Source organism: Mesorhizobium silamurunense, from assembly GCF_014843905.1.
Classification (GTDB): Bacteria; Pseudomonadota; Alphaproteobacteria; order Rhizobiales; family Rhizobiaceae; genus Mesorhizobium; species Mesorhizobium silamurunense.
In genome coordinates this window covers 36,580-56,989 of the sequence record NZ_LPVS01000080.1, presented here as the reverse complement: position 1 = coordinate 56,989, position 20,410 = coordinate 36,580, and the positions used below count along the sequence as shown (strand labels likewise).

The 20,410-nt window shown below is 64.4% G+C and carries 19 protein-coding genes and 1 pseudogene; 9 read left to right on the top strand and 11 right to left on the bottom strand.

Features of this window, described 5'->3' with window-relative positions; translation table 11 throughout:
* Window positions 1-1,238 (bottom strand): MutS N-terminal domain-containing protein (locus tag AU465_RS23115; protein WP_512699439.1); only part of this gene is annotated, 1,238 nt, incomplete at its 3' end.
* Window positions 1,239-1,482: 244 nt separating this feature from the next.
* Between AU465_RS23115 and AU465_RS23110 the strand changes: the two genes are divergently transcribed.
* Window positions 1,483-3,762 carry an NADP-dependent malic enzyme gene (locus AU465_RS23110; RefSeq protein ID WP_192253520.1) on the top strand — a complete coding sequence of 760 codons (2,280 nt, stop codon included), beginning with the start codon at window positions 1,483-1,485 and terminating at the stop codon, window positions 3,760-3,762.
* A gap of 93 nt (window positions 3,763-3,855) precedes the next feature.
* Here AU465_RS23110 and AU465_RS23105 read toward each other — a convergent pair whose 3' ends face one another.
* The 3 genes and pseudogenes from AU465_RS23105 to AU465_RS23095 form a co-directional block, all read right to left on the bottom strand.
* Window positions 3,856-4,986 (bottom strand): porin, encoded by a 1,131-nt coding sequence (locus AU465_RS23105; RefSeq protein ID WP_192253518.1) that lies wholly within the window; start codon window positions 4,984-4,986, stop codon window positions 3,856-3,858.
* A 380-nt stretch (window positions 4,987-5,366) separates the two neighbouring features.
* A complete protein-coding gene (locus AU465_RS23100) occupies window positions 5,367-6,071 on the bottom strand; it encodes an antitoxin Xre/MbcA/ParS-like domain-containing protein (protein WP_192253516.1) in 705 nt (234 codons plus the stop codon).
* A gap of 248 nt (window positions 6,072-6,319) precedes the next feature.
* Window positions 6,320-7,356: pseudogene (locus AU465_RS23095) on the bottom strand (adenosine kinase).
* 278 nt (window positions 7,357-7,634) lie between these two features.
* Here AU465_RS23095 and AU465_RS23090 point away from each other — a divergent pair.
* Window positions 7,635-8,537, top strand: a complete 903-nt coding sequence (locus tag AU465_RS23090) for a DMT family transporter (RefSeq protein WP_246506330.1) — start codon at window positions 7,635-7,637, stop codon at window positions 8,535-8,537.
* Between the two features lie 64 nt (window positions 8,538-8,601).
* The gene (locus AU465_RS23085) at window positions 8,602-9,303 is read left to right on the top strand and encodes a sulfate transporter family protein (RefSeq protein WP_192253514.1); all 702 of its coding nucleotides are present in this window, start codon (window positions 8,602-8,604) and stop codon (window positions 9,301-9,303) included.
* Between the two features lie 3 nt (window positions 9,304-9,306).
* Here the strand turns inward: AU465_RS23085 and AU465_RS23080 are convergent, their stop codons facing one another.
* The 5 genes from AU465_RS23080 to AU465_RS23060 form a co-directional block, all read right to left on the bottom strand.
* Window positions 9,307-10,110, bottom strand: a complete 804-nt coding sequence (locus tag AU465_RS23080) for an isocitrate lyase/PEP mutase family protein (protein WP_192253512.1) — start codon at window positions 10,108-10,110, stop codon at window positions 9,307-9,309.
* 79 nt (window positions 10,111-10,189) lie between these two features.
* A complete protein-coding gene (locus AU465_RS23075) occupies window positions 10,190-11,044 on the bottom strand; it encodes a hypothetical protein (RefSeq protein ID WP_192253509.1) in 855 nt (284 codons plus the stop codon).
* Between the two features lie 61 nt (window positions 11,045-11,105).
* Window positions 11,106-11,765 (bottom strand): HAD family hydrolase, encoded by a 660-nt coding sequence (locus AU465_RS23070; protein WP_192253507.1) that lies wholly within the window; start codon window positions 11,763-11,765, stop codon window positions 11,106-11,108.
* Complete coding sequence (gene dut, locus AU465_RS23065; RefSeq protein WP_192253504.1) at window positions 11,766-12,251, bottom strand: dUTP diphosphatase; 486 nt, start codon at window positions 12,249-12,251, stop codon at window positions 11,766-11,768.
* An 88-nt stretch (window positions 12,252-12,339) separates the two neighbouring features.
* Window positions 12,340-12,810, bottom strand: a complete 471-nt coding sequence (locus AU465_RS23060) for an Lrp/AsnC family transcriptional regulator (RefSeq protein WP_192253501.1) — start codon at window positions 12,808-12,810, stop codon at window positions 12,340-12,342.
* A 115-nt stretch (window positions 12,811-12,925) separates the two neighbouring features.
* Here AU465_RS23060 and AU465_RS23055 point away from each other — a divergent pair, with 115 nt between their 5' ends.
* The 4 genes from AU465_RS23055 to AU465_RS23040 all read left to right on the top strand — a co-directional run bounded on the left by AU465_RS23055 (window position 12,926) and on the right by AU465_RS23040 (window position 16,511).
* Window positions 12,926-13,180 (top strand): DUF6356 family protein, encoded by a 255-nt coding sequence (locus AU465_RS23055; RefSeq protein ID WP_192253498.1) that lies wholly within the window; start codon window positions 12,926-12,928, stop codon window positions 13,178-13,180.
* 16 nt (window positions 13,181-13,196) lie between these two features.
* Window positions 13,197-14,030 carry a class II glutamine amidotransferase gene (locus AU465_RS23050; RefSeq protein WP_192253495.1) on the top strand — a complete coding sequence of 278 codons (834 nt, stop codon included), beginning with the start codon at window positions 13,197-13,199 and terminating at the stop codon, window positions 14,028-14,030.
* 180 nt (window positions 14,031-14,210) lie between these two features.
* Window positions 14,211-15,011 (top strand): class II glutamine amidotransferase, encoded by an 801-nt coding sequence (locus AU465_RS23045; protein ID WP_192253490.1) that lies wholly within the window; start codon window positions 14,211-14,213, stop codon window positions 15,009-15,011.
* A 126-nt stretch (window positions 15,012-15,137) separates the two neighbouring features.
* Window positions 15,138-16,511 carry an amidase gene (locus AU465_RS23040; RefSeq protein WP_192253488.1) on the top strand — a complete coding sequence of 458 codons (1,374 nt, stop codon included), beginning with the start codon at window positions 15,138-15,140 and terminating at the stop codon, window positions 16,509-16,511.
* Here the strand turns inward: AU465_RS23040 and AU465_RS23035 are convergent.
* Both AU465_RS23035 and AU465_RS23030 read right to left on the bottom strand, forming a co-directional pair.
* Window positions 16,505-17,578, bottom strand: a complete 1,074-nt coding sequence (locus AU465_RS23035) for an NAD(P)/FAD-dependent oxidoreductase (protein WP_192253485.1) — start codon at window positions 17,576-17,578, stop codon at window positions 16,505-16,507. The two genes, AU465_RS23040 and AU465_RS23035, sit on opposite strands and share 7 nt — an antisense overlap.
* A gap of 66 nt (window positions 17,579-17,644) precedes the next feature.
* The gene (locus AU465_RS23030; protein WP_192253482.1) at window positions 17,645-19,459 is read right to left on the bottom strand and encodes a winged helix-turn-helix domain-containing protein; all 1,815 of its coding nucleotides are present in this window, start codon (window positions 19,457-19,459) and stop codon (window positions 17,645-17,647) included.
* Between the two features lie 204 nt (window positions 19,460-19,663).
* Here AU465_RS23030 and AU465_RS23025 point away from each other — a divergent pair, with 204 nt between their 5' ends.
* On the top strand, window positions 19,664-19,945 hold the full coding sequence (locus tag AU465_RS23025) for a DUF4242 domain-containing protein (RefSeq protein WP_192253479.1): 282 nt from the start codon (window positions 19,664-19,666) through the stop codon (window positions 19,943-19,945).
* 131 nt (window positions 19,946-20,076) lie between these two features.
* Window positions 20,077-20,313: a DUF1127 domain-containing protein gene (locus tag AU465_RS23020; protein WP_192253475.1), complete on the top strand. Its 237-nt coding sequence runs from the start codon at window positions 20,077-20,079 to the stop codon at window positions 20,311-20,313.
* The last annotated feature ends 97 nt before the right edge of the window (window positions 20,314-20,410 follow it).

Below are 20,410 nucleotides of genomic sequence, written 5' to 3'. Positions count from 1 at the left end.
AGCGCGGCGATCGCGCCCGCGGCCTCGAAGCCGGCGCGCAGCGCGCCAAGGTCGCGCGGGCCGCCGCGGTTGAGAGCCAGCCTGGACAGCGCCCTCGGCATGTCGGCGACGCTTTTGAGACTCGCCCGCAATCCTTGGCAAAGCCGCGTCTCGGAGCGAAAGAACGACACCGAATCCAGTCTTGCCGTGATCGCCGCCGGATCGGTCAGCGGCGCCATCAGCCGGTCGGCGAGCAGTCTCGCCCCGCCGCCGGTCACCGTGCGATCGATCGCCTTGAACAGTGAGCCGTCGCGGCTGCCGGAAAGCGTGCGCAAGAGCTCCAGATTGGCGCGCGTCGCCGGGTCGATGAACAGCGTCGAGCCGCTCTCCTCGCGCTCGGGCCGCGACAGTGGCGGGCGCTCGGCCTTCTGCGTCTTCTCGACATAGGCAATAGTGCCCGAGATCGCCGACAGTTCGGCGCGCGAGAATGTGCCGAAACTATCCGGCGTCGCCACCTCGAAGAAGCGGGCGATGCGGCCGGTGGCCGATGCCGAATCGAACAGCGACGGCGGCTGCGGGTTGGCGACCCGGCCCAGCACGTCGAAGACCGGCCGCAATTCCGGGTCGTGGAACACGGGCTCGGCGACGATCAACTCGCGCGGATCGACGCGGAAGATGTCGGCGAGCAGCCGCTCCGCCGTCGTCTCGGCGACACGGAAGGCGCCGGTCGAGATGTCGATCCAGGCGAGCGCGAAGCTGCCTTGGCTGGCCGCATTGCCGCCCTTCACCCTGCCCAGCGCCATCAGGAAGCTCGATTCCGAGGGCGCGAGCAGCTTGTCCTCGGTGATGGTGCCGGGCGTGACCAGCCGCACCACGTCGCGGCGCACCACTGATTTCGAACCGCGCTTCTTGGCTTCGGCGGGATCCTCTATCTGCTCGCACACGGCAACGCGAAAACCTTGCGCGATCAGCTTCTGCAAATAGTCGTCCGCCGCGTGCACCGGCACGCCGCACATCGGAATGTCGTGGCCCTGGTGCTTGCCGCGCTTCGTGAGCACGATGCCGAGCGCCTGGGTTGCCTTTTCGGCGTCGTCGAAGAACAGCTCGTAGAAATCGCCCATGCGGTAGAACAAGAGCGAATCCGGGTTCGCCGCCTTGATCTCGATATACTGCTCCATCATCGGCGTGACCCCGCCCACGGTGGGCGCCGGCGTCGTCGTTTCCTGGGCGTCGGGATCGGTCGGCATGTGCATGTTCATGCCGGAACGCTAGCAGATGTAACAGCGCGGTTTAATGCCGGGCGCTCGAAAAGCAGGGGAAACCGCGAGCCATGCTGCCAGCTCGTTGCTATTTCGCGCCGCCGCACTGCTTGGGCCTTCCGTGTTGAAGCAGCTTCGCCCGCCTTGTCGGTTTACAGCGGCCGCGTGTAGCCTTAATCCGTGAGAACCATAAGCAAGCACCTGTCCCAAGCGGTGCCGCACAGGTGAGGGAATCGAAAGCATCATGGCCAGGAAAACCGAAAGCAGTGGTCCCTCCGTCAGCGCGCAGGAAGCGCTCGAATTCCACGCCATGGGGCGGCCCGGCAAGCTGGAGATCGTCGCCACCAAGCCGATGGCCACGCAGCGCGATCTCAGCCTCGCCTATTCGCCGGGCGTCGCCGTGCCTGTGCTCGCCATCGCCGAGGATCCAAGCCGCGCCTTCGACTACACGACGCGCGGCAACATGGTCGCCGTCATCTCCAACGGCACCGCCATCCTCGGGCTTGGCAATCTCGGGGCGCTCGCCTCCAAGCCGGTGATGGAAGGCAAGGCGGTGCTGTTCAAGCGCTTCGCCGATGTCGATTCGATCGATCTCGAAGTGGCGACCGAGGACGCCGACGAGTTCATCAACTGCGTGCGCTTCCTCGGGCCTTCCTTCGGCGGCATCAACCTCGAGGACATCAAGGCGCCGGAATGCTTCATCATCGAGCAGCGGCTGCGCGAGCTGATGGACATTCCCGTCTTCCACGACGACCAGCACGGCACCGCCATCATCTCTTCCGCCGGCTTGATCAACGCGCTGGAGATCACCGGTCGCGACATGAAGACCACGAAGATGGTCTGCAACGGCGCGGGCGCTGCCGGCATCGCCTGCATCGAACTGATGAAGGCGATGGGTTTTTCGCCGGAAAACATCATCCTGTGCGACACCAAGGGTGTGGTCTTCCAGGGTCGCACCGAAGGCATGAACCAGTGGAAGTCGGCGCATGCGGTCAAGACCGAGGCGCGCAGCCTCGCCGAGGCGCTTGACGGCGCCGACGTCTTCCTCGGCCTTTCCGCCAAAGGCGCGCTGACCACCGCCATGGTGCAGTCGATGGCCAAGAACCCGATCATCTTCGCCATGGCCAATCCCGATCCGGAAATCACGCCCGAGGAAGTGGGCGAGATCCGCACCGATGCCATCATGGCCACCGGCCGCTCGGACTATCCGAACCAAGTCAACAATGTGCTCGGCTTCCCATACATCTTCCGCGGCGCGCTGGATGTGAGGGCCACCACCATTAATGACGAGATGAAGATCGCCGCGGCCCGGGCGCTGGCCGAACTGGCGCGCCAGGATGTGCCGGACGATGTCGCGGCGGCCTATCAGGGTAACCGGCCGAAATTCGGCCCCAACTACATCATCCCGGTGCCATTCGATCCGCGCCTGATCTCGGCGATTCCGCTGGCGGTGGCGAAGGCCGCGATGGAGTCCGGCGTCGCCCGCAAGCCGATCCTCGACCTTGACCGTTACGCGCAGGAGCTGTCGGCCCGGCGCGACCCGATCGCTTCGACCTTGCAGCGCATCTACGACCGCGTGCGCCGGCAGCCGAAGCGCATCGTCTTTGCCGAAGGCGAGGAGGAGCAGGTGATGCGCGCCGCCGTCTCCTATGTGAACCAGAAGCTCGGCACGGCGATCCTGCTCGGCCGCGACGACGTCATCAAGGAGAACGCCAAGCACGCCGGCATCGATCTCAACAAGCAGGGCCTCGAGATCATCAACGCCAGGCTGTCGCGCCGCAACGGCATCTACACCGACTATCTCTACGAACGCATGCAGCGGAAAGGCTACCTGTTCCGCGACTGCCAGCGCCTGATCAACAACGACCGCAACCATTTCGCCGCCTGCATGGTGGCGCTTGGCGATGCCGACGGCATCGTCACCGGCGTGACCCGCAACTATTCCACCGCGCTCGACGACGTGCGCCGCGTCATCGACGCCAAGCCGGGCCACCGCGTCATCGGCGTCTCGATCGTGCTGGCAAGGGGCCGCACCGTGCTGGTCGCAGACACCGCCGTGCACGACATGCCGAACGCCGAGCAAATCGCCGACATCGCCGAGGAAGCGGCCGGCTTTGCCCGCCGCATGGGCTACGAGCCGAGGCTCGCCATGCTCGCCTACTCCACCTTCGGCCACCCGCAGGGCGAGCGCTCCGAGCGGGTGCAGGAGGCCGTGCGCATCCTCGACAAGCGCCGCGTCGATTTCGAATATGACGGCGAGATGGCGGCCGACGTGGCGTTGAACCCGCGCGCCATGGCGCAATATCCGTTCATTAGGCTCACCGGCCCGGCCAATGTGCTGGTGATGCCGGCGTTCCACTCGGCCTCGATCTCGACCAAGATGCTGCAGGAACTCGGCGGCTCGACGGTCATCGGCCCGCTGCTGGTCGGTTTGAACAAGCCGGTCCAGATCGTCTCGCTCAACGCCAAGGACTCAGACATCGTCAACATGGCGGCGATCGCGGCCTACACGGCGGGGAATTGACGAGGAGCCGGCGCGGCGAAGGTCCTGTTTAGATCAAACAAGAAGGCCCGCGGCGGTGCCGCGGGCCTTTCCGTGTGAGGATCGCTGGTCCGATCAGAACGAGCGCTGGAAACGGACGATGCCGCCGACGCTGTTCTTCTTGTCGGCCTTGGTCCAGTTGAAATCGTCGGCGTCTCCGAACTTGCCGTCGTGGACATAGTCGACTTCGGTCGTGATCGTGAAGCCGGGAACGATCGTATAGGCTATGTTTGCCGCAACGGCGGCGTTCCTGGCGTCGTCAGCCGAAACCTGGAGGTTGAACGCCGCCTTGTCGGTGAATTTGTAGGTGCCGCCACCCCAAACTGCCCAGTTGCCGCCCCACGGCTTGTAGAAGCCGCGGCCACGCGCCGGGATAGCCCAGCTGGCGTCGTTGAAGTTGTCGTCGGTGCCGTAGCCGCCCATGATGAACAGCGACAGTTCCTTGGTGACATTGACGTCCAAACGGACCTTGCCGGCCACTTCCTCGTAAGAGCTATCATAGGCGACGACGCCGGTGATCGCACCCCAGTCGCCCTTATACTTCAAGCCGCCGACGACATTGGGAACATAGCTGTCGATGGTGCCGGAAATGCCCGTGGAGCCCGTAGAGTCCGAGCCTTCTTCGAGCGAGATCACGCCCGAGATGCCGCTGCCAGCGTCGAAATAGTAGCTGACAACATTGGTGTCTTTCATGCCGTAATGAATCAGCGTGTCCTGGATGACGTTGCCGGCATAGCCGATGAACTGATCGTAAGGCGTTTCGTCCTTACCGACGCGCAGGCCGCCGAGCTGGATCCAGGCGAAGCTCAGCGAAACAGACGTGGCGCCGCCATTCGGAAAGTTGAATTTGGTCTCGGTATAGGTCTTCAACGTGCCAAGCTCGGTTTCCTGGCCGGTCCAGGTCTTCAGGTTGAAGCGGGCGTTCTTCTTCCAGGTATCCTGGGCGTCGCCGTCCTCATGGTCGGTGGCTGTGCGGCCGTCGAACGAGCCGACATCGCCGAAGCCGGCGTCATAGCGGACATAGCCGCCGACGCGCAGGCAGGTCTCGGTGCCGGGGATGTAGAAGTAACCTGCGCCATAGACGTCGCAGATCTTGACGTATTCGGCCGGTTCCGGCTCGGCGACGGTCACCGCGTCGGCGGCGCGGGCGCCCGAAACTGCGATCAGGGCCGCAGCTGAGCCGAGTAGAAGGCTCTTGATGTTCATTTTCTTGAATCTCCAGTCAAAGGTTCAAGACAGGCCTGACAAGCCATCCGGCTCTGCCACCCCCGTCCCCATCGTTGAAAAAGTCGCGCACCAGCGCCGCTTCTTCGCCTTCGACATGGCCTAACTGGCGGTCGTTCACAACAGAGATTGTGTCCGAAAAACGGCTTTTCGGCCCTTAGAAAAGTCTTGTTGCGCAAATATCACGTCACATATTTGCAAGAATGGCACATATTGCACAACATATACGTAAGGCACATGAGTCTAAGCTGGTAAATGTGTCAAATGTGCCATTTGTTACAGTTTCATGACAGAAAGATAGCCCGCTGATATTTTGGCACGGCGGCGCGCCGAAAACATGGAGCCATGTTGGAAATCGCGGATCAGGACAAGCCGCGCGCGGCGCGCACCACATCCTCGATCATGTCCTCGCGGAGCATTTCGATGGGGATACGGCCGCCCAGTTCGATGGAAGGGCGGGTCAGCCAGAACCAGGCCAGCCTCGGATTGGTAATCGCCGCCAACACATCGCTTATGCCCGGAGCCGGCCTGCCGTCGACGAACTGGGCGAGCGGGAAGACGTGCTTGCGGCCGCCTTTGCGAAGCGCAACGACCTCGCCCCGCCTTTGCCAGCGGTGCAAGGTCGAGCGGGGGATGCGGAATTTCTCTTCGAGATAGGTCGAGCCGGCAACCTCCCCGGCCCAGTCTTCGATGAGCATCGACTGGAGCTCGGAGGCTCGCCCGGCCAAAGGCCGGGAGGCAGGCCTGGCAAGTCCGATTGTCGGGCTTTCGTCCACGCTGTCGACGCCTGCCTGGTCGGCGCGCGCGAGTTTTTCCGCCATTGCGCGGAAAAGCTCGGACGTTGGCTCCGCCCAGCCACCTTTGAAGGAGGTGATCGCAAGCCGCTGCGCCTGCGGCAGGAAGGGCAGGGCGGCGGCAACACTGCCCGCAATCGCGCTGGCGGAAACGAGGGCCTCCGCGTCCAGCAGGACACCATGCTGCATCAAAGCCTGCTGCACGGCCTCGGCCACCAGCCCGGCCAAGGCCTCTTGCGAAATTCCCTCAGGCGGATTTTGAAATCTGGTCATGCTTCTGTCTTGCGCGCCGCGCTCTCCTCCAGCCGCGGCGGGTTCTTGAACGGCTATAGCGGAAAGCGGCAATCGCAATGACGGCAGACGCAGCGACCGGACAGGTTGCTGTCTTGCATGTTACACCCAACTGCTGCGGGCGTCCCGAAATGTCAGTCACGGAACGCCCACCATGCCTGTAGGAGCGATCTATGACAGCGGCGCGACAGACGGCCTCATTGGCGCCTGACCGCGGTGACGCAGCGGAACTAAATCAGCCCGGCTTGTTCCGCCTCGCGGCGCAGATTCTGGCGCGGCCGCGGGCCGATCTGCTGGATCACCAGCCCGGCCGCCAGCGAGCCGAGATCGCCGCAATCCTGGAGGCTGCGGCCGCTCGTATAGCCGTAGAGGAAGCCGGCGGCATAGAGGTCGCCGGCGCCGGTGGTGTCGACCAGTTCATTGATCGTGGTCGCCTTGATGGTGACGGTCTCGTCGCCGCGCACGATCACCGAGCCCTTTTCCGAGCGGGTGACGGCGCCGATCTTGCAATCCTTGCGTATCGCCGCCAGCGCTTCCTCGAAGGAAGCGGTCTGGTAGAGCGACTTGATCTCGTGGCTGTTGGCGAAGACGATGTCGACAGTGCCCGACCGCATCAGCTCGAGGAACTCGTCGCGGTAGCGGTCGACGCAGAAGGAGTCCGACAGCGTCATCGAGACTTCGCGGCCGGCGGCGTGCGCCAGCCTCGCTGTCTGCCGGATGGCTTCCTTGGCGCGCGGCGGGTCCCACAGGTAACCCTCGAAATAGGTGACCCTGGCTCCGGCGGCCTTGTCGGCCTCGACGTCCTCCGGTCCGAGCTCGACGCAGGCGCCGAGATAGGTGTTCATCGAGCGCTCGCCGTCCGGCGTGACGAAGATCATCGAGCGTGCCGTCGGCGGCTCGCCCTTAAGCGGCTTGGTGTCGAAGGCCACGCCCTGGGCATGGATATCGTGGGTGTAGATGTCGCCGAGCGCATCGTTGGACACCTTGCCGAAAAAGGCGGCGCGGCCGCCGAAGCTCGCCACGCCCGCGGCCGTGTTGCCGGCGCTGCCGCCCGAAGCCTCGATCGCCGGCCCCATGCGGCTGTAGAGCAGCTCGGCGCGCCGGGTGTCGATGAGGTTCATCGCTCCCTTGATGATGCCGTTGGTCTCGAGAAAGCGAGGTTCATCGCTCCCTTGATGATGCCGTTGGTCTCGAGAAAGGCCTCGTCGCACTGCGCGATGATGTCGACAATGGCATTGCCGATGCAAAGCACGTCATATTCCGGCATCAAAATCTCCGCCAAGAACCCACCCGGCTTTCTGGCATGCCGGCCGGGCGCGGGTCTAGCGGCTCGCAGCCGTTTTGCCTACCCCGAAAATCGGCGCCGGTTTCCGCTTCGCAGGCTTCCGATCGGTTGTGATTTGCTGCTGCGGCAGCCATCGCGCCGAACTGGACCATATCGGTGGTGGCGACGACGGCTATGGTTGGATCGTGATCGAAACATCTCCGCCGCAATGTGAGCTAGAAGCGGACCACCAAAAACAGGCTGAAGGCGCGAACCACAAGATGTCCGAGAAAACCGAAATGACCACCGAACTGGCGCTGCTTGGCCTGCTGGCGGTGTTGTGGGGTGCCTCCTACACCTTCATCAAGATCGGCGTCGAGACGATCCCGCCGGTCACCTTCATCGCCGGGCGCACGCTGATCGCGGGGGGCATCCTGCTTGGCCTCATCCGCTGGCGCGGCCTTGCCATGCCGCGGGACGTGGTCAACTGGCGCCGCTTCATGTTCCAGGCCTGCCTCAACAGCGTCATCCCGTTCACGCTGATCGCCGCCGCCGAACGTTCGATCGACGCCGGCCTTGCCACGATCCTCAATGCGACGTCGCCGATCTTCACCTTCCTGCTGACGGCGCTGATCACCCGCCACGAGCCGGTGACGCTGCGCAAGCTGGTCGGCGTCGGCGCCGGCATCGCCGGCATCTGCCTTATCGTCGGCACCGAGGCTCTTGGCGGCATCGGCCATCAGCTGTGGGCGCAGCTCGCGGTCGTCGCCGCCACCATCTGCTATGCGGGCGCCGCCATCTTTGGCCGAAACTTCAGAGGTCTGGATCCCATGGTTCCGGCCGCCGGCTCGATGATCTGCGGCGCCGCGATCCTGATACCGTTGAGCCTCGTCTTCGACCGGCCCTGGACATTGACGCCATCGACGGCATCGATCCTGGCCCTCTTCGGGCTCTCGGTGTTCTCGACAGCGCTCGCCTTCTCGATCTTCTTCCGGCTCATCCACACGCTGGGCTCGGTCGGCACGACCTCCCAGGCCTACCTGCGCGTGCCGATCGGCGTCGGCATCGGCGCCGTCTTCCTCGGCGAAAGCCTCGGGCCGACCGCTTGGCTCGGCATGGCCTTCGTCGTCGTCGGCGTCGCGGCCATGACGATTCCGGCGAGGCAGGCCAGGCTTGCGCGGTAGTTGCACCGGGGGGCGACCCTGCCTATGTCGGAAGCGTCCTTCTCGATGAGGGGTTGAAGACGCCGTGATTCTCGACGCCGCCCGCGCCGCCGCCAGCCAGCTGTTCTCGCCCGAATTCCGCTCCGTCTTCGTAAAGACGCTCGGGCTCACCGTGTTGGCGCTGGTGGCCCTGTGGTTCGGCATTGAGAGCCTGCTCGAATGGCTGGCCTGGCCATGGCTCCAAACGTTTGTTCCGGGGTTACCCTCCTGGGCCGGCTGGCTCAGCGCCATCATCGCCGGCATCGTCCTGGCCGTCGGGATGGCGTTTCTCGTCGCGCCGGTGACGGCTATCATCGCCGGTCTGTTCCTCGACGATGTCGCCGAGGTGGTCGAGCGCACCGACTATCCCAACGATCCGCCAGGGCGCGCCCTGCCGGCGCTGCAATCGCTGGTGCTGGCGATAAAATTCTTCGGCGTCGTCATCCTCGGCAACGTCGTCGCCCTGCTGCTGCTCCTGGTGCCGGGCATCAACATCGCAGCCTTCTTCATCGTCAACGGCTACCTGCTGGGCCGCGAGTTCTTCGAATTCGCCGCCATGCGCTTCCGCCCCGAGGCCGGGGCCAAGGCGCTGCGCCGGAAATATGCCGGCACGGTGTTCCTGGCCGGGCTGGTCATCGCCGCCTTCCTTGCGGTGCCGCTGCTCAACCTTTTGACGCCGCTTTTTGCCGCCGCCATGATGGTGCATCTGCACAAGGCGATTTCCGCGCGCGAAGCGGCGCGGCCTTAAGCATCATGCGCTGGTCTCGCGGAACAGCGCCTGCAGCTTGCCGAACGGCATTGCCGCGCGCGTGAAGCCGAAGGTCCCGTCCTGCTGGATTTCGCGAGCCGCCGTTTCCAGCATGCCATAGGCGAAATTCGTCAGCCATGGCCCAAGCGAGACGCGCCTGACGCCGGCCGTGGCAAGGTCGGCGACGGTGAAGCCGGGCCGCGCCATGACATTCACCGGCTTGGTCACCGCCGAACACACGGTCCGCACCGTCTCAATATCGCTCAGGCCGGGCGCGTAAAGCACGTCCGCGCCGGCTTGCTCGAAGGCCTGCAGCCGTTTGATCGTGTCGTCGAGATCGGTCTTGCCCCACAGGAAGTTCTCGGCCCGCGCGGTGAAGACGAAATCGTGCTTGAGCGCCCGAGCCGCCTCGACCGCCGCGGCAACACGTTCGACCGCGTGCGAGAAATCGTAGATCGGATTGTCGGGGTCGCCCGTATGATCCTCGATAGAGCAGCCGGCGAGGCCGGCGGCTTCAGCCGCGAAGATGGTTTCGGCGGCCTGCTCGGGGCTATCGCCCTTGCCGCGCTCAAGGTCGGCCGAAACCGGCAGATCGGTCGCAGCCGTCACTTCGCGGCAATGGTGGATCATGGCCTCGAAGGTCACGGCGCCGTCGGGCAGGCCGCGCGAGAAGGCGAAGCCGGCGCTGGTCGTGGCGAGCGCCTTGAAACCGAAGGAGGAAAGAAGCTTGGTCGTGCCGACATCCCAGGGATTGGGCATGACGAAGGTAGAGGCGTGCAGATCGCGAAAAATCTTGCCCTTGTCCATGGCGGGTCCTCAATCATGATCGGGTTGTGAGGGGAAATCTATCGCGCAGGCCGGGGCCGGGCAAATGAATGCGTTTCGTTCAGAAGCGTTTCTCGTTTTCTGCTGACAATTTCTCGAAGGCGTCGGAATTCTTGACATAGCCCGACTTGGCCTTGTCCCAATGATAGGTGACGGAAATGTCGTGAGAGGTGGCCTTTGGCGGCGCCTCGTCACAGCTTTCCTTGCTCGGCACCGTCTCGTCCGTCACTGTGGCCTTGATGGGCGCATAAGGCTTGTGGCCACCAAGGCTCCGGAAGGCCAGGTTTTGCGTGCGCCGGTAGGCGCAGTAATTTTCGTCGAACGTATAGATCGCGTCGATCAGGTAAAAGCGGTCGTTGCGGACCATGATCAGCATCGTGCCGGCATAGCCCTGGTTCGAGTTGAAATGCATGCTGATGGTGATGAGCGCGTCGTCGCCGGGACCGAGTGCAAGCTTGCCGGGATCGCGAAAATAGCTGTTCCGGTCGGTGCCGACATTCACAGCATCCAGCAGCCTCGGCTTGCCCGCGAGATCGTAGAGCGCCAGCACGGCAAAGCCCTCGGCGCTGTCCTGCGCCTGGCCGAGGTCGAAGAGCATGGTCAGCCGGTCTTTGCCGGCGGCCTTGATGGCAAGCATGGCGGCGTTGGGCAGGCTGATGGTCTCGGGCGGCGCGCCGCCCTCGTCGCCGCCGAGGATATGGCGCATCTCGATCGGCGCGCTGCCATTGTAAAAGCCGTCGCCGCTCGCTTTCAGATCGGGAATGACCATCCTGGCAAGGTCGAGATAGGTGACGTCCTGGTGTCCGGGGACGGGACCGTTCAGCTCCGGAAAGCTGACGGCCTGGGCGTCCGCCGCCGCCCATAGGCATGGCAGCAGCAGGCACGCAAGCACGAGACGGAATAAGGTGGAAATCATGGAAAGCGCCCCTCGGAGCGCTCACGCTAGCACGGAGTTTCGAGATAAGCAGCGGGCCCGATCAGGGTATCGGCACCAGTTCGGCAAGTTCCCGCATGTCGTCGAACAGGACGCCGCCGGCTGCCGCCAGACCGTCGCGGTCGGAGAAAGGATCGGCGTGATAGGAGAACACGCGCATGCCGGCGGCAATGCCGGCCTGGGTGCCTGCGACGCTGTCCTCGATGACGATGCAGTCCGCCGGCGCGAAGCCCATCGTCGCGGCCGCGTGGAGGAAGAGGTCGGGGAACGGCTTGCCGCGCCCGACCATGGTCGAGGAGAACATGGCGTGCTGGAACAGCGGCACCAGCCCGGTCTGCCCCAGCGTGATATGCATCTTCGAAATCCGCGCCGATGAAGCGACGCAATAGGCGATGCCGGCGGCCCGCACCTTTTCGATGAAATCGCGCACGTAAGGGATCGCCTCGACGCCATGCGCGAACAGGTCCGGCAGGCCGGCGTTCCAGCGATCGACGAAGTCGGCGCCGAGCCGGACGTCGGTCGCTGCTTCGATCTCTTTCTGCACCGAAGCCATGCTGCGGCCCGAGAAGTTCTTGCGACAATATTCGAACGTGGTTTGGAAACCGGCGGCAGTCAGCCATTCGGCCAAACGCCGGTTGGCAAGGTTCTCGGTATCGACCAGAACCCCGTCGCAGTCGAAGATGACGAGTTTGGGTATTGCCATTCAAGCGGTGCCGGTAGACCCGAAACCGCCGGCGCCGCGTGTCGTCCCGCCGGCGAGCGATCGTTCCTCGCTGGTGACCTGCGTCACCGCGGCAAAGACGATCTGCGCGATCCGCATGCCGCGCGTCACGGCGAAATCCTCGTCGCCGAGATTGACGAGCAGCACCTTCGCCTCGCCGCGATAGTCGCTGTCGACGGTGCCAGGCGTGTTGAGGACGGTCAGGCCGTGCTTGAAGGCGAGGCCGGAACGCGGCCGAACCTGACCTTCCATGCCTTCCGGAATTTCCAGGATCAGCCCTGTCGGCACCAGCGCGCGCTTTCCTGGCAGGATGAGCAACGGCCGGTCTTCCGGCACCGCGGCGCGCAGGTCCATGCCGGCAGCGCCCGCGCTTTCATAGGCAGGCAATGGCAAGCCCTCGCCATGCGGAAGCCTGACGAAACCGACGGTGGGGCCGATGACGGAGGAGGGATAGACAGCGGTGCGCATGAGCCCATTCCTATCGGCGTGAATGGCGATTCGGTCAACTCGGCGATAGGCCTATCAACGGCTTTCTTTGAGCGCGGTTCCGCCGGTTTCAGCGCAGCTCCACCGGAACCACGGTCGTCTCCTTGATCTCCTCCATCACGAAGGAAGCGGAGACGTCCGACAGCGCCACCTTGGCGATCAGCCGCTGGTAGAGCCTGTCATAGGCTTTAACGTCGGCGACGCGGGCCCGCAGCACATAGTCGAGGTCGCCGGACATACGGTAGACGCCGGTGATCTCGGCAAAGCCGATCACGGCCGCGCGGAAGTTTTGCAGCCAATCCGGGTCGTGGTTGGAGGTGCGGATCAGGATGAACACCGAGAGGCCGAGCCCAAGCTTGTCGGCGTCGACCAGTGCCACGCGCCCCGTGATGACGCCGTCCTCCTCCAGCCGCTTGACGCGCCGCCAGCAGGCATTGCGCGACAAGGCCACGCGCTCAGACAGCTGGTCGACGGAAAGCGTGCCGTCGCGCTGCAACTCGACCAGCAATCTTCGATCAATTTCATCGATTTCTATCATCATGTTGGGATGAATGTCCCATAGAAGTGCCAAAAGCAAGGACAATTTGGGACCAATGAACCAAAGCAGTGTGGCAGGATACTCAGCATCGGGGCTCATCCCGGCAGGAGGGATCACCATGACGACACGGTTTTCGGCGCTCTTCACGTCTCACCCGGCCAAGGTCGGCGAGACCTATTTCGGCCACATGGCCTTTGCCGCCTGGTTCTGTTCCCGCCTGTCGATGGCTGCCGGCGCTGCGCTTGTTCACGCTTTCTTGCCGTTTCTGTTCGAGACTACGGCGAGCCGAATCGTTCGCGAGCTCTACGAGCGCACGCACAATCGAGGCTCACACGCGGCCAAGGAGCCGGCGGCTCTGATGGATCGCGCCTGATAGATGGTGGAATGCGATGTGCCGGTGGGCGGCCTATCTTGGTGAAGCGGTCTTCCTCGAAGACATCATCACCGCGCCCTGCCACTCACTGATCGCCCAGAGCCACTGCGCCCAGGAGGCGAAGTCGCCGACCAATGGCGACGGTTTTGGCCTTGCCTGGTATGGCGACCGGCCGGAACCCGGCCTCTATCGCGACATCCTGCCGGCGTGGTCCGACCCCAATCTGAAAAGTCTCTGCCGGCAGATCAAGTCCGGCCTGTTCCTCGCCCACGTGCGCGCCTCGACCGGCGGCGCCACCAGCCGCATGAACTGCCACCCGTTCGTCTCCGGCCGCTGGTCGTTCATGCACAACGGCCAGATCGGCGGCTTCGAGAAGATCCGCCGCGCCTTGGAGAATTCGCTCACCGACGAAGTCTTCGACCAGCGCGAAGGCACCACCGACTCCGAACTCTTCTTCCTGCTGATGATCGACCAGGGGCTATCGACGGACCCGCAGGGTGCCGTGTCGCGCGCGACCGGCCGCGTCGTCGAGGCTTCGCGCCGCGCCGGCATCGAGCCGTCCCTGAAGCTGACTGCAGCGTTTTCCGATGGCGAGGCGCTCTACGCCGTGCGTTACGCCACGGACGATCACGCCCCGACGCTCTATACCGGTGCCTTCGCCACGCGCCCCGGCCGCTGCCTCGTCTCGGAACCGTTCGACCGCGACGGCGGCGACTGGCAGGCGATCCCGCCGTCCAGTTTCGTGACCATGACGCGGGACGGCACCAATACCCGGCCGTTTGCGCCGGCCGCCGCGCAGTTGGCGCTGGTCGGCCAAGCAAATCTCAGTCCGCGAAGATCAATGGCCTGACGCTCCGGTCGCTGGCGTTCGACGGATCGGCCGGGTCGCTTTCCATTTCTGGCAAAGGATCAGCGAAACATAAGCGCGGCGTAAGGACGCCAAACCGTCCTCCTGTCATCGGTGGCGTCCGACGAGCGGCGAATGGGTTCATTCGCGCGCTCAAACGCGCGAACGGAGGATGACAGGACAATGTGCAGGTGGGCCGCCTATCTTGGCGACGCGATCTTCCTGGAGGACATCATCGCCGCACCCTCCCATTCGCTGATCGCTCAGAGCCATGGTGCGAAGGAATCGAAATTGCCGACCAATGCCGACGGCTTCGGCGTGGCCTGGTATGGCGAGAGGCCGGAGCCAGGCCTCTATCGCGACATCCTGCCGGCCTGGTCGGATCCCAACCTGAAGAGTCTTGGCCGGCAGATAAAGTCCGGACTGTTCCTCGCCCATGTACGCGCCTCGACGGGCGGCGCCACAAGCCGCACGAATTGCCACCCCTTCGTTTCGGGCCGCTGGTCGTTCATGCACAACGGCCAGATCGGCGGGTTTGAGAAGATCCGCCGCGCCTTGGAGAATCCACTCCCTGATGCCGTCTTCAATCAGCGCGAGGGCACCACCGATTCCGAGCTCTTCTTCCTGCTCATGATCGATGAAGGTCTATCCCGAGACCCGCATGGCGCCGCCTCGCGCGCCACCAGCCGCGTCCTGGAAGCCTCATACCATGCCAGAATCGATCCGTCGCTGAAGCTCACGGCCGCCTTCAGTGACGGAGAGGCCCTGCACGCCGTCCGCTACGCCACCGACTCCCAGGCCCCGACGCTCTACACCGCTGCCTTCGCCAACAGGGTCGGCCGCTGCATCGTCTCCGAGCCTTTCGATCGCGATGGGCGAACATGGCACGAGATTCCGCAGTCAAGCTTCGTCACCATGACCAGCGACAGCACCAGCATCAGGCCTTTCGCGCCGGCGGCCGCCCGGTTGGCGCTCGCAGGCTGAGAGAACCGGCACTTAGCGCAATTTCGATCAAGCGCGGCTTGGTACTGAATGCTGGATTCGACTTGAAGCCATCCCGCCATCCGCCATGTTGATGGACAGGCGCGAGAGGCAGACGGAGCGCTCGCCATGGATATTGTGTTTTCCTCGACCATCGAACTCGCCGCCGCGATCGCCGCGCGAGACATCTCGGCGGTGGAAGCTCTCGATGCGCATCTTGCGCAGATCGACAGGCGCAACGGCGCGGTCAACGCGGTCGTGACGCTTGATCAAAAGGGAGCCATCGAGCGCGCCAGGCAGGCGGATAGGGCCCTGGCACGAGGCGATACACTTGGGCCGCTGCACGGCGTGCCATTTACGCTGAAGGACGCGCACGAGACGGCGGGAATGAAGACGACCGCCGGTTTCCCACCCTTTGCCGACTATGTGGCGAGAGAGGACAGTCCTGTCGTCGCCCGGCTGAAGAAAGCCGGCGGCGTACTGGTCGGCAAAACCAATGTCGCCACCATGCTGGGCGACTGGCAGTCGGACAATCCTTTGTTCGGCCGCACCAGCAATCCGTGGGATTCGTCACGCACGGCCGGCGGCTCCAGTGGTGGCGCAGCCGCGGCGGTTGCAACAGGCATGACGCCGTTCGAGGTCGGCACCGATATGCAGGACTCCATCCGCCTGCCCGCCGCCTTTTGCGGCGTCTATGGCCTGAAGCCGACCGAGCATCGCGTCTCGCTGGCCGGCGCTTTTCCCGATCCGGGCGGCATTCCGCGGAGCGTCCGCTTGATGTCCTGTCCCGGCCCTCTGGCGCGCAACCTCGAGGATCTGGCGCTGATCCACCAAATCATTGCCGGTCCGGACGGAGCCGACGCCGATCTCGCGCCGGTGCCGGTTGATCCGATGCCGAAGCTAGAACTGAAATCGCTCCGCATCGCTTTTGCCAGCGCCTTCCCCGGCTTTCCGGTGGCCGCCGAGATCAGCGCTGCGGTCGAAAGACTGGCCGCGCAACTCACATCAGCTGGGGCGAGCGTCGAGGACGCAAGGCTGCCAAGGCTCGACCTGCATGACGATCTCGCCGAGGGCGGCAAGTTGATCGGCATGATGCTGGAGGCAGCACAACCGGAGCCGCCGAAGCAGCCGACGCCGGTGTCGCGCTGGTTCGCCGCGCTCGCCCGCCGCGACCGGTCGATCCTTGCCTGGGAGCGCTTCTTCGAAAGCTGCGACGCCTTGCTCTGCCCGGTCGCGATGACCACGGCCTTTCCGCATTGCAAGCCGGGGGGCCTGCTCACGGTCAACGGCAAGGACGAGAGCTATTGGATGCTGCCGGCCCATGGCGCGGTCTTCAACTATTCCGGCCATCCGGCGCTCGCATTTCCTTGCGGGCAGGACGGCAACGGCTTGCCCATCGGGCTGCAGCTCGTCGGCAGGCATTGGTCGGAAGCGCGGCTGCTCGGCATCGCGGCGGCAATCGCGCCGTTGACCGGCGGGTTTCGCCGGCCGCCAGGCTACTGAGCGAAACGCGACAATGCATAAGGCGCGAGCAACGCATCGCGCTCGCCGTCGAGGATTTCGTTGGCAGCAAACAGCCCGACGGCGGGCGCCAGCGTGATGCCGGAATGCGTGACGGCGATGTATAGGCCGCCGATGCCGTCGGCGCGGCTGACGATCGGAAACCCGTCGATCGGAGTAGGCCTGTAGCCGACCGTGTGAAAGTCGTACTCCAGCCCATCGGCGCCGCGCAGCATCGCCTGCATCGTTGCAAGCAGCTCGCGCGCGGCGGCGTCAGGATTGTCGCCCGGATCGCCGCCGCCGAAATCCGAGCCGGCGATGATGCGGCCTTCCGCCGTTTGCCGCATATGCAGCTTCTCGGCCAGCACCAGCCCGTTGAGCAGCTTCCTATAGGGGCGCGAATGCACGATCAGGCCTGACGGCGTCTCGATCGGCAGCTCGATGCCGGCCGCCGCGGCGATCGCCGGAGCGCCGGCGCCGGCGGCGATCACCACCTCGTCGGCGGCGATGGTTTCACCCGAAACGACGACGCCGGTGACTTTGGCGCCGGATAGGGTCAGTGTATCGATGGTTCCCACGACGATCCGCGCGCCGCGCTCTTCGGCATCCGCCAGCAGCGCCTTTACGCAAGCCACCGGCTCAGCCACGCCTTCCTCGGCGACATAAAGCGCAAAATCGGGAAGCTCCGCCAGGTTGGGCTCGATGCGCGCCGCCTGTTCGCGGCCGATCCGCTCGATGCCGTAGCCCCAGGACGAATGCTCGGCCGCATAGGCTTCGAGCCTGTCCGACGGCAGGTCCCAGCATAGGCCGCCGCACCAGGCAAGCGGCAATCCCGGCAAGTCCTTCGCCAGCCGTGTCCACTCGGCCATGGCGCGGATGCGAAGCCGGAAATAGGTTTCGGGGTTGCCCCAACTGGCATTGATCCAGGCGAAGGAATTCGGCGTCGCGACACCGCCGGCGCCGCTTGTCGAGACGACCGTCACCCGCGCTCCGGCTTTCGTCAGATGCCGGGCGATCGACGCGCCGATGATGCCGGCGCCGATGACGATGACTTGTTTTGCGCTGCTCATGCTGGACCTTCGGGGAGATTTTCCCCGTCATGCCATCGCGCCGGCCGAACCTCAAGTAAGAAGCGGCTACACGCTGCCCACCGCTGCCTTCTGCGTCCCGGCAAGCAGGCCCTTCAGCTCTTCGCCGCGCCGCATGAGCCGTGAGGAGTCGACCCTATTTGCAACCGCCAAAGCGGTGCCGAGCTCCAGCTCCGCGCCGGTATGATCGCCGAGCCGAATGAGCAGCGCAGCGAGCGAAAGCCTGGCGTCGGCGGCATTGATCGGCGAGCCGATCTCGTTCCAGCGCGAGCATGCGGTCTGCAGCTCCCGAACAGCCTCGGCGAGGCGCTCTTCCTGTATGAACAGCTCTGCCTTGGCCTCGGCGGTCAGCGCCCGGATGGAGGCCATCGGCCAGCGCTGCGGCTGGGTCTCCAATTCGGCGATGACCTCTTTCGCGCGCCCGCGCCGGTTGGTGCGCGCCGCCACCTTGGCGAGAGTGGCAAGGACCATGCCTCGCCGCTGCAGTGTCGGCCAGCCGTTCCCGACCAGGGAGCGCTCGAGAGCGCTGAAGGCGGCTTCCGCCTGTCCTTGCTCGAGTTGCAGCAGCGCGAGTCCAGGCTGCGGATCCCAGCCGGCGGCATGAGACGCGCGATAGGCCGTTTCCGCCTCGACGAGATCACCGGCGGCGAGATGAATGTCGCCCAAAACACGCAGCGCATCGCCCGTCGCCCAGGGGGCGTCGAGCGCGAGCTGGTCGAGGGCGGCGCGCACAAGCGCTTCAGCCTCCTTCAGGGTGCCGTGAACGCCGAGCACTTCGGCACGATGCAGCCGGCAGGAACCCGACAGATCCTCAAGTCCGTGTCCCCTGCACCAGTCCTCATAGCCGAGGGTCCATTGGTTGGCTCTTGCCCAGTCGCCGAAATTCCGGCAGGCCCAGAGAATGTTGCAGTACAAAATGCCGCCGACGACCGGATCCACGTCGCTGGAGAGACCGAGCGCGGCGGCAAAATCCTGATCTTCCTGCCCGGATTTGGTTTCACCGAGACAGAGCTTGAAGAAGCCGCGATAGATCAGCCCGAGCGACTCCACGACCGGATCTTCGAGATCCCTGCCGACTGCGAAGGCCTGCTCGGCGAGCGCAAGCGCCTGCTCCGGCTCGGCTTCCGTGCCCATGATGCGCGCGCCCATCCAGCACCACAGGCCGTGCTCCCTGCTGTCGGTAGCGCTATCGATCAGCTGCGCGGCGCGTTTGTGCCAGCCCTTGGCGACGGCAAGCTCTCCTCTCTCGAGATGGATCCTGGCCAGGGTGATTGCCGGGGAGGCTGCGCGCAAACGCTCGCCGGCCACGCCGTAGGCAGTCACCGCACGCGCCAGGAGCGGGATGGCTTCAGCCGGCCGCCCCATGCATTCCAGCGCCAAGGCCCATTCCTCGAGATCGGCCGTCAGCAGTTCGTCGGCGGCATCCGCTTTTGCGAAGGAGGCGGCCGCCTCCTGCCATTTTCTGCCCGCAACGGCCGCGCGCGCCGTCAGGATTGGCAAACCAGGGTTCCAAGGCTTGCCGCCCGCATCGGCCTGGGCAGCCCGGTTTTCCGAAGCGGGCAATTGATCGAGGCAAATGCGGTAGCCGAAACGGGGCAGGTTGCGTAGCGCCGTTTCCATGCCGCCCTGCCGAAGAATGCCGCGAGCCAGGCTCGCCACGCGCTGCAACGAAGCTTCGGTCACGGTCACGCCCGGCCACAGCGTTTCAAGCAACTCGTCCTTGCTCATGGCCCGGTCCTGATGCCGCAGCAAAATGGCGAGGAAATCGAAGACCAAGGGCTGCACCTCGATCTCCCTTCCGACGAGACGAAGGGCACGGGAGTCCTCGTTCAGCTCGAAGTCGCCGAAGCAATAAATTCCCATCGGCAGCTACCCCCGTAACGGCAATAGGCAAAGGATCAGAAGAAGATAAGGCCGGCGTAAGGACTGTTGGCCGCTTCTTCCGTAATTCTCCATCTGCCCGGCGGGCCAGGCTGCAGTTTAGCTCAGCGGCCCCGGGGATGTCACCGGCACCGACCTGGTTGAGCGTCCGGAGGCATTTGAACCTCAGATCAAGGAGATTGCGAAATGCAGAAATACATCATCGAACGGGAAATCCCCAAGGTCGGCACCTTCGAGCGCGAGCAACTTCGCGACGCCTCCAAGGCCTCGAACGCCGTTCTTGCCGAGCTCGGCCCGGACATTCAGTGGGTGGAGTCCTTCGTGGCGGACGACAAGACGTTCTGCGTCTACCTCGCCAAGGACGAAGCGATCATCCTGCGCCACGCCAAGATGAGCGGCTTCCCGGCAACCAAGATCACGCAGGTGAAGCGCCTGTTCGATCCGACGACGGCTTATGCCGCCGCCTGACGGAGAGGGACGGGTCGTCGGCAATCAACTGCGAGCACGATCTGTCCTGACCTCTTATCGGTACAGCCTTTCGGGAGGGCCAGCACTGGCCCTCCCGATTCCATCGTTCAAAACAGAAGGAAGATACGACCATGACTATCCTTGGGCAGCAGCTCACGGCTCATCAATCTGCGCCCGGGCGCTTCTTCGCGGCGATCCTCGAAATCTGCCATTCCAGCAGAGGTTTGCTTGCTCGCATCGTCCGCATTCGCAGGGACCGCGCCAGGTTGGACGAGTTGCCGGATTATCTGCTGCGCGACATCGGCATCGAGCGCCCCGAAATTCGGTCGATCACCAGGTTCGGCCGCAGCGAGGACGGTAGTGCGTGAATTGAGAGGACGGAGTTCTTCGCCATTGGCAGGTTCCAGCGACTACCGCTCCAGGGCGCCCGCTTTAGCCAGACGCTCACGCCGACAATGCCGGCGC

Bases quoted from the DNA above. Each gene is read 5' to 3' on its own strand.
- AU465_RS23110 (WP_192253520.1), top strand. From the start codon at position 1,483: ATGGCCAGGAAAACCGAAAGCAGTGGTCCCTCCGTCAGCGCGCAGGAA.
- AU465_RS23105 (WP_192253518.1), bottom strand. From the start codon at position 4,986: ATGAACATCAAGAGCCTTCTACTCGGCTCAGCTGCGGCCCTGATCGCA.
- AU465_RS23100 (WP_192253516.1), bottom strand. From the start codon at position 6,071: ATGACCAGATTTCAAAATCCGCCTGAGGGAATTTCGCAAGAGGCCTTG.
- AU465_RS23090 (WP_246506330.1), top strand. From the start codon at position 7,635: ATGTCCGAGAAAACCGAAATGACCACCGAACTGGCGCTGCTTGGCCTG.
- AU465_RS23080 (WP_192253512.1), bottom strand. From the start codon at position 10,110: ATGGACAAGGGCAAGATTTTTCGCGATCTGCACGCCTCTACCTTCGTC.
- AU465_RS23075 (WP_192253509.1), bottom strand. From the start codon at position 11,044: ATGATTTCCACCTTATTCCGTCTCGTGCTTGCGTGCCTGCTGCTGCCA.
- AU465_RS23070 (WP_192253507.1), bottom strand. From the start codon at position 11,765: ATGGCAATACCCAAACTCGTCATCTTCGACTGCGACGGGGTTCTGGTC.
- dut (WP_192253504.1), bottom strand. From the start codon at position 12,251: ATGCGCACCGCTGTCTATCCCTCCTCCGTCATCGGCCCCACCGTCGGT.
- AU465_RS23060 (WP_192253501.1), bottom strand. From the start codon at position 12,810: ATGATGATAGAAATCGATGAAATTGATCGAAGATTGCTGGTCGAGTTG.
- AU465_RS23055 (WP_192253498.1), top strand. From the start codon at position 12,926: ATGACGACACGGTTTTCGGCGCTCTTCACGTCTCACCCGGCCAAGGTC.
- AU465_RS23050 (WP_192253495.1), top strand. From the start codon at position 13,197: ATGTGCCGGTGGGCGGCCTATCTTGGTGAAGCGGTCTTCCTCGAAGAC.
- AU465_RS23045 (WP_192253490.1), top strand. From the start codon at position 14,211: ATGTGCAGGTGGGCCGCCTATCTTGGCGACGCGATCTTCCTGGAGGAC.
- AU465_RS23040 (WP_192253488.1), top strand. From the start codon at position 15,138: ATGGATATTGTGTTTTCCTCGACCATCGAACTCGCCGCCGCGATCGCC.
- AU465_RS23035 (WP_192253485.1), bottom strand. From the start codon at position 17,578: ATGAGCAGCGCAAAACAAGTCATCGTCATCGGCGCCGGCATCATCGGC.
- AU465_RS23030 (WP_192253482.1), bottom strand. From the start codon at position 19,459: ATGGGAATTTATTGCTTCGGCGACTTCGAGCTGAACGAGGACTCCCGT.
- AU465_RS23025 (WP_192253479.1), top strand. From the start codon at position 19,664: ATGCAGAAATACATCATCGAACGGGAAATCCCCAAGGTCGGCACCTTC.
- AU465_RS23020 (WP_192253475.1), top strand. From the start codon at position 20,077: ATGACTATCCTTGGGCAGCAGCTCACGGCTCATCAATCTGCGCCCGGG.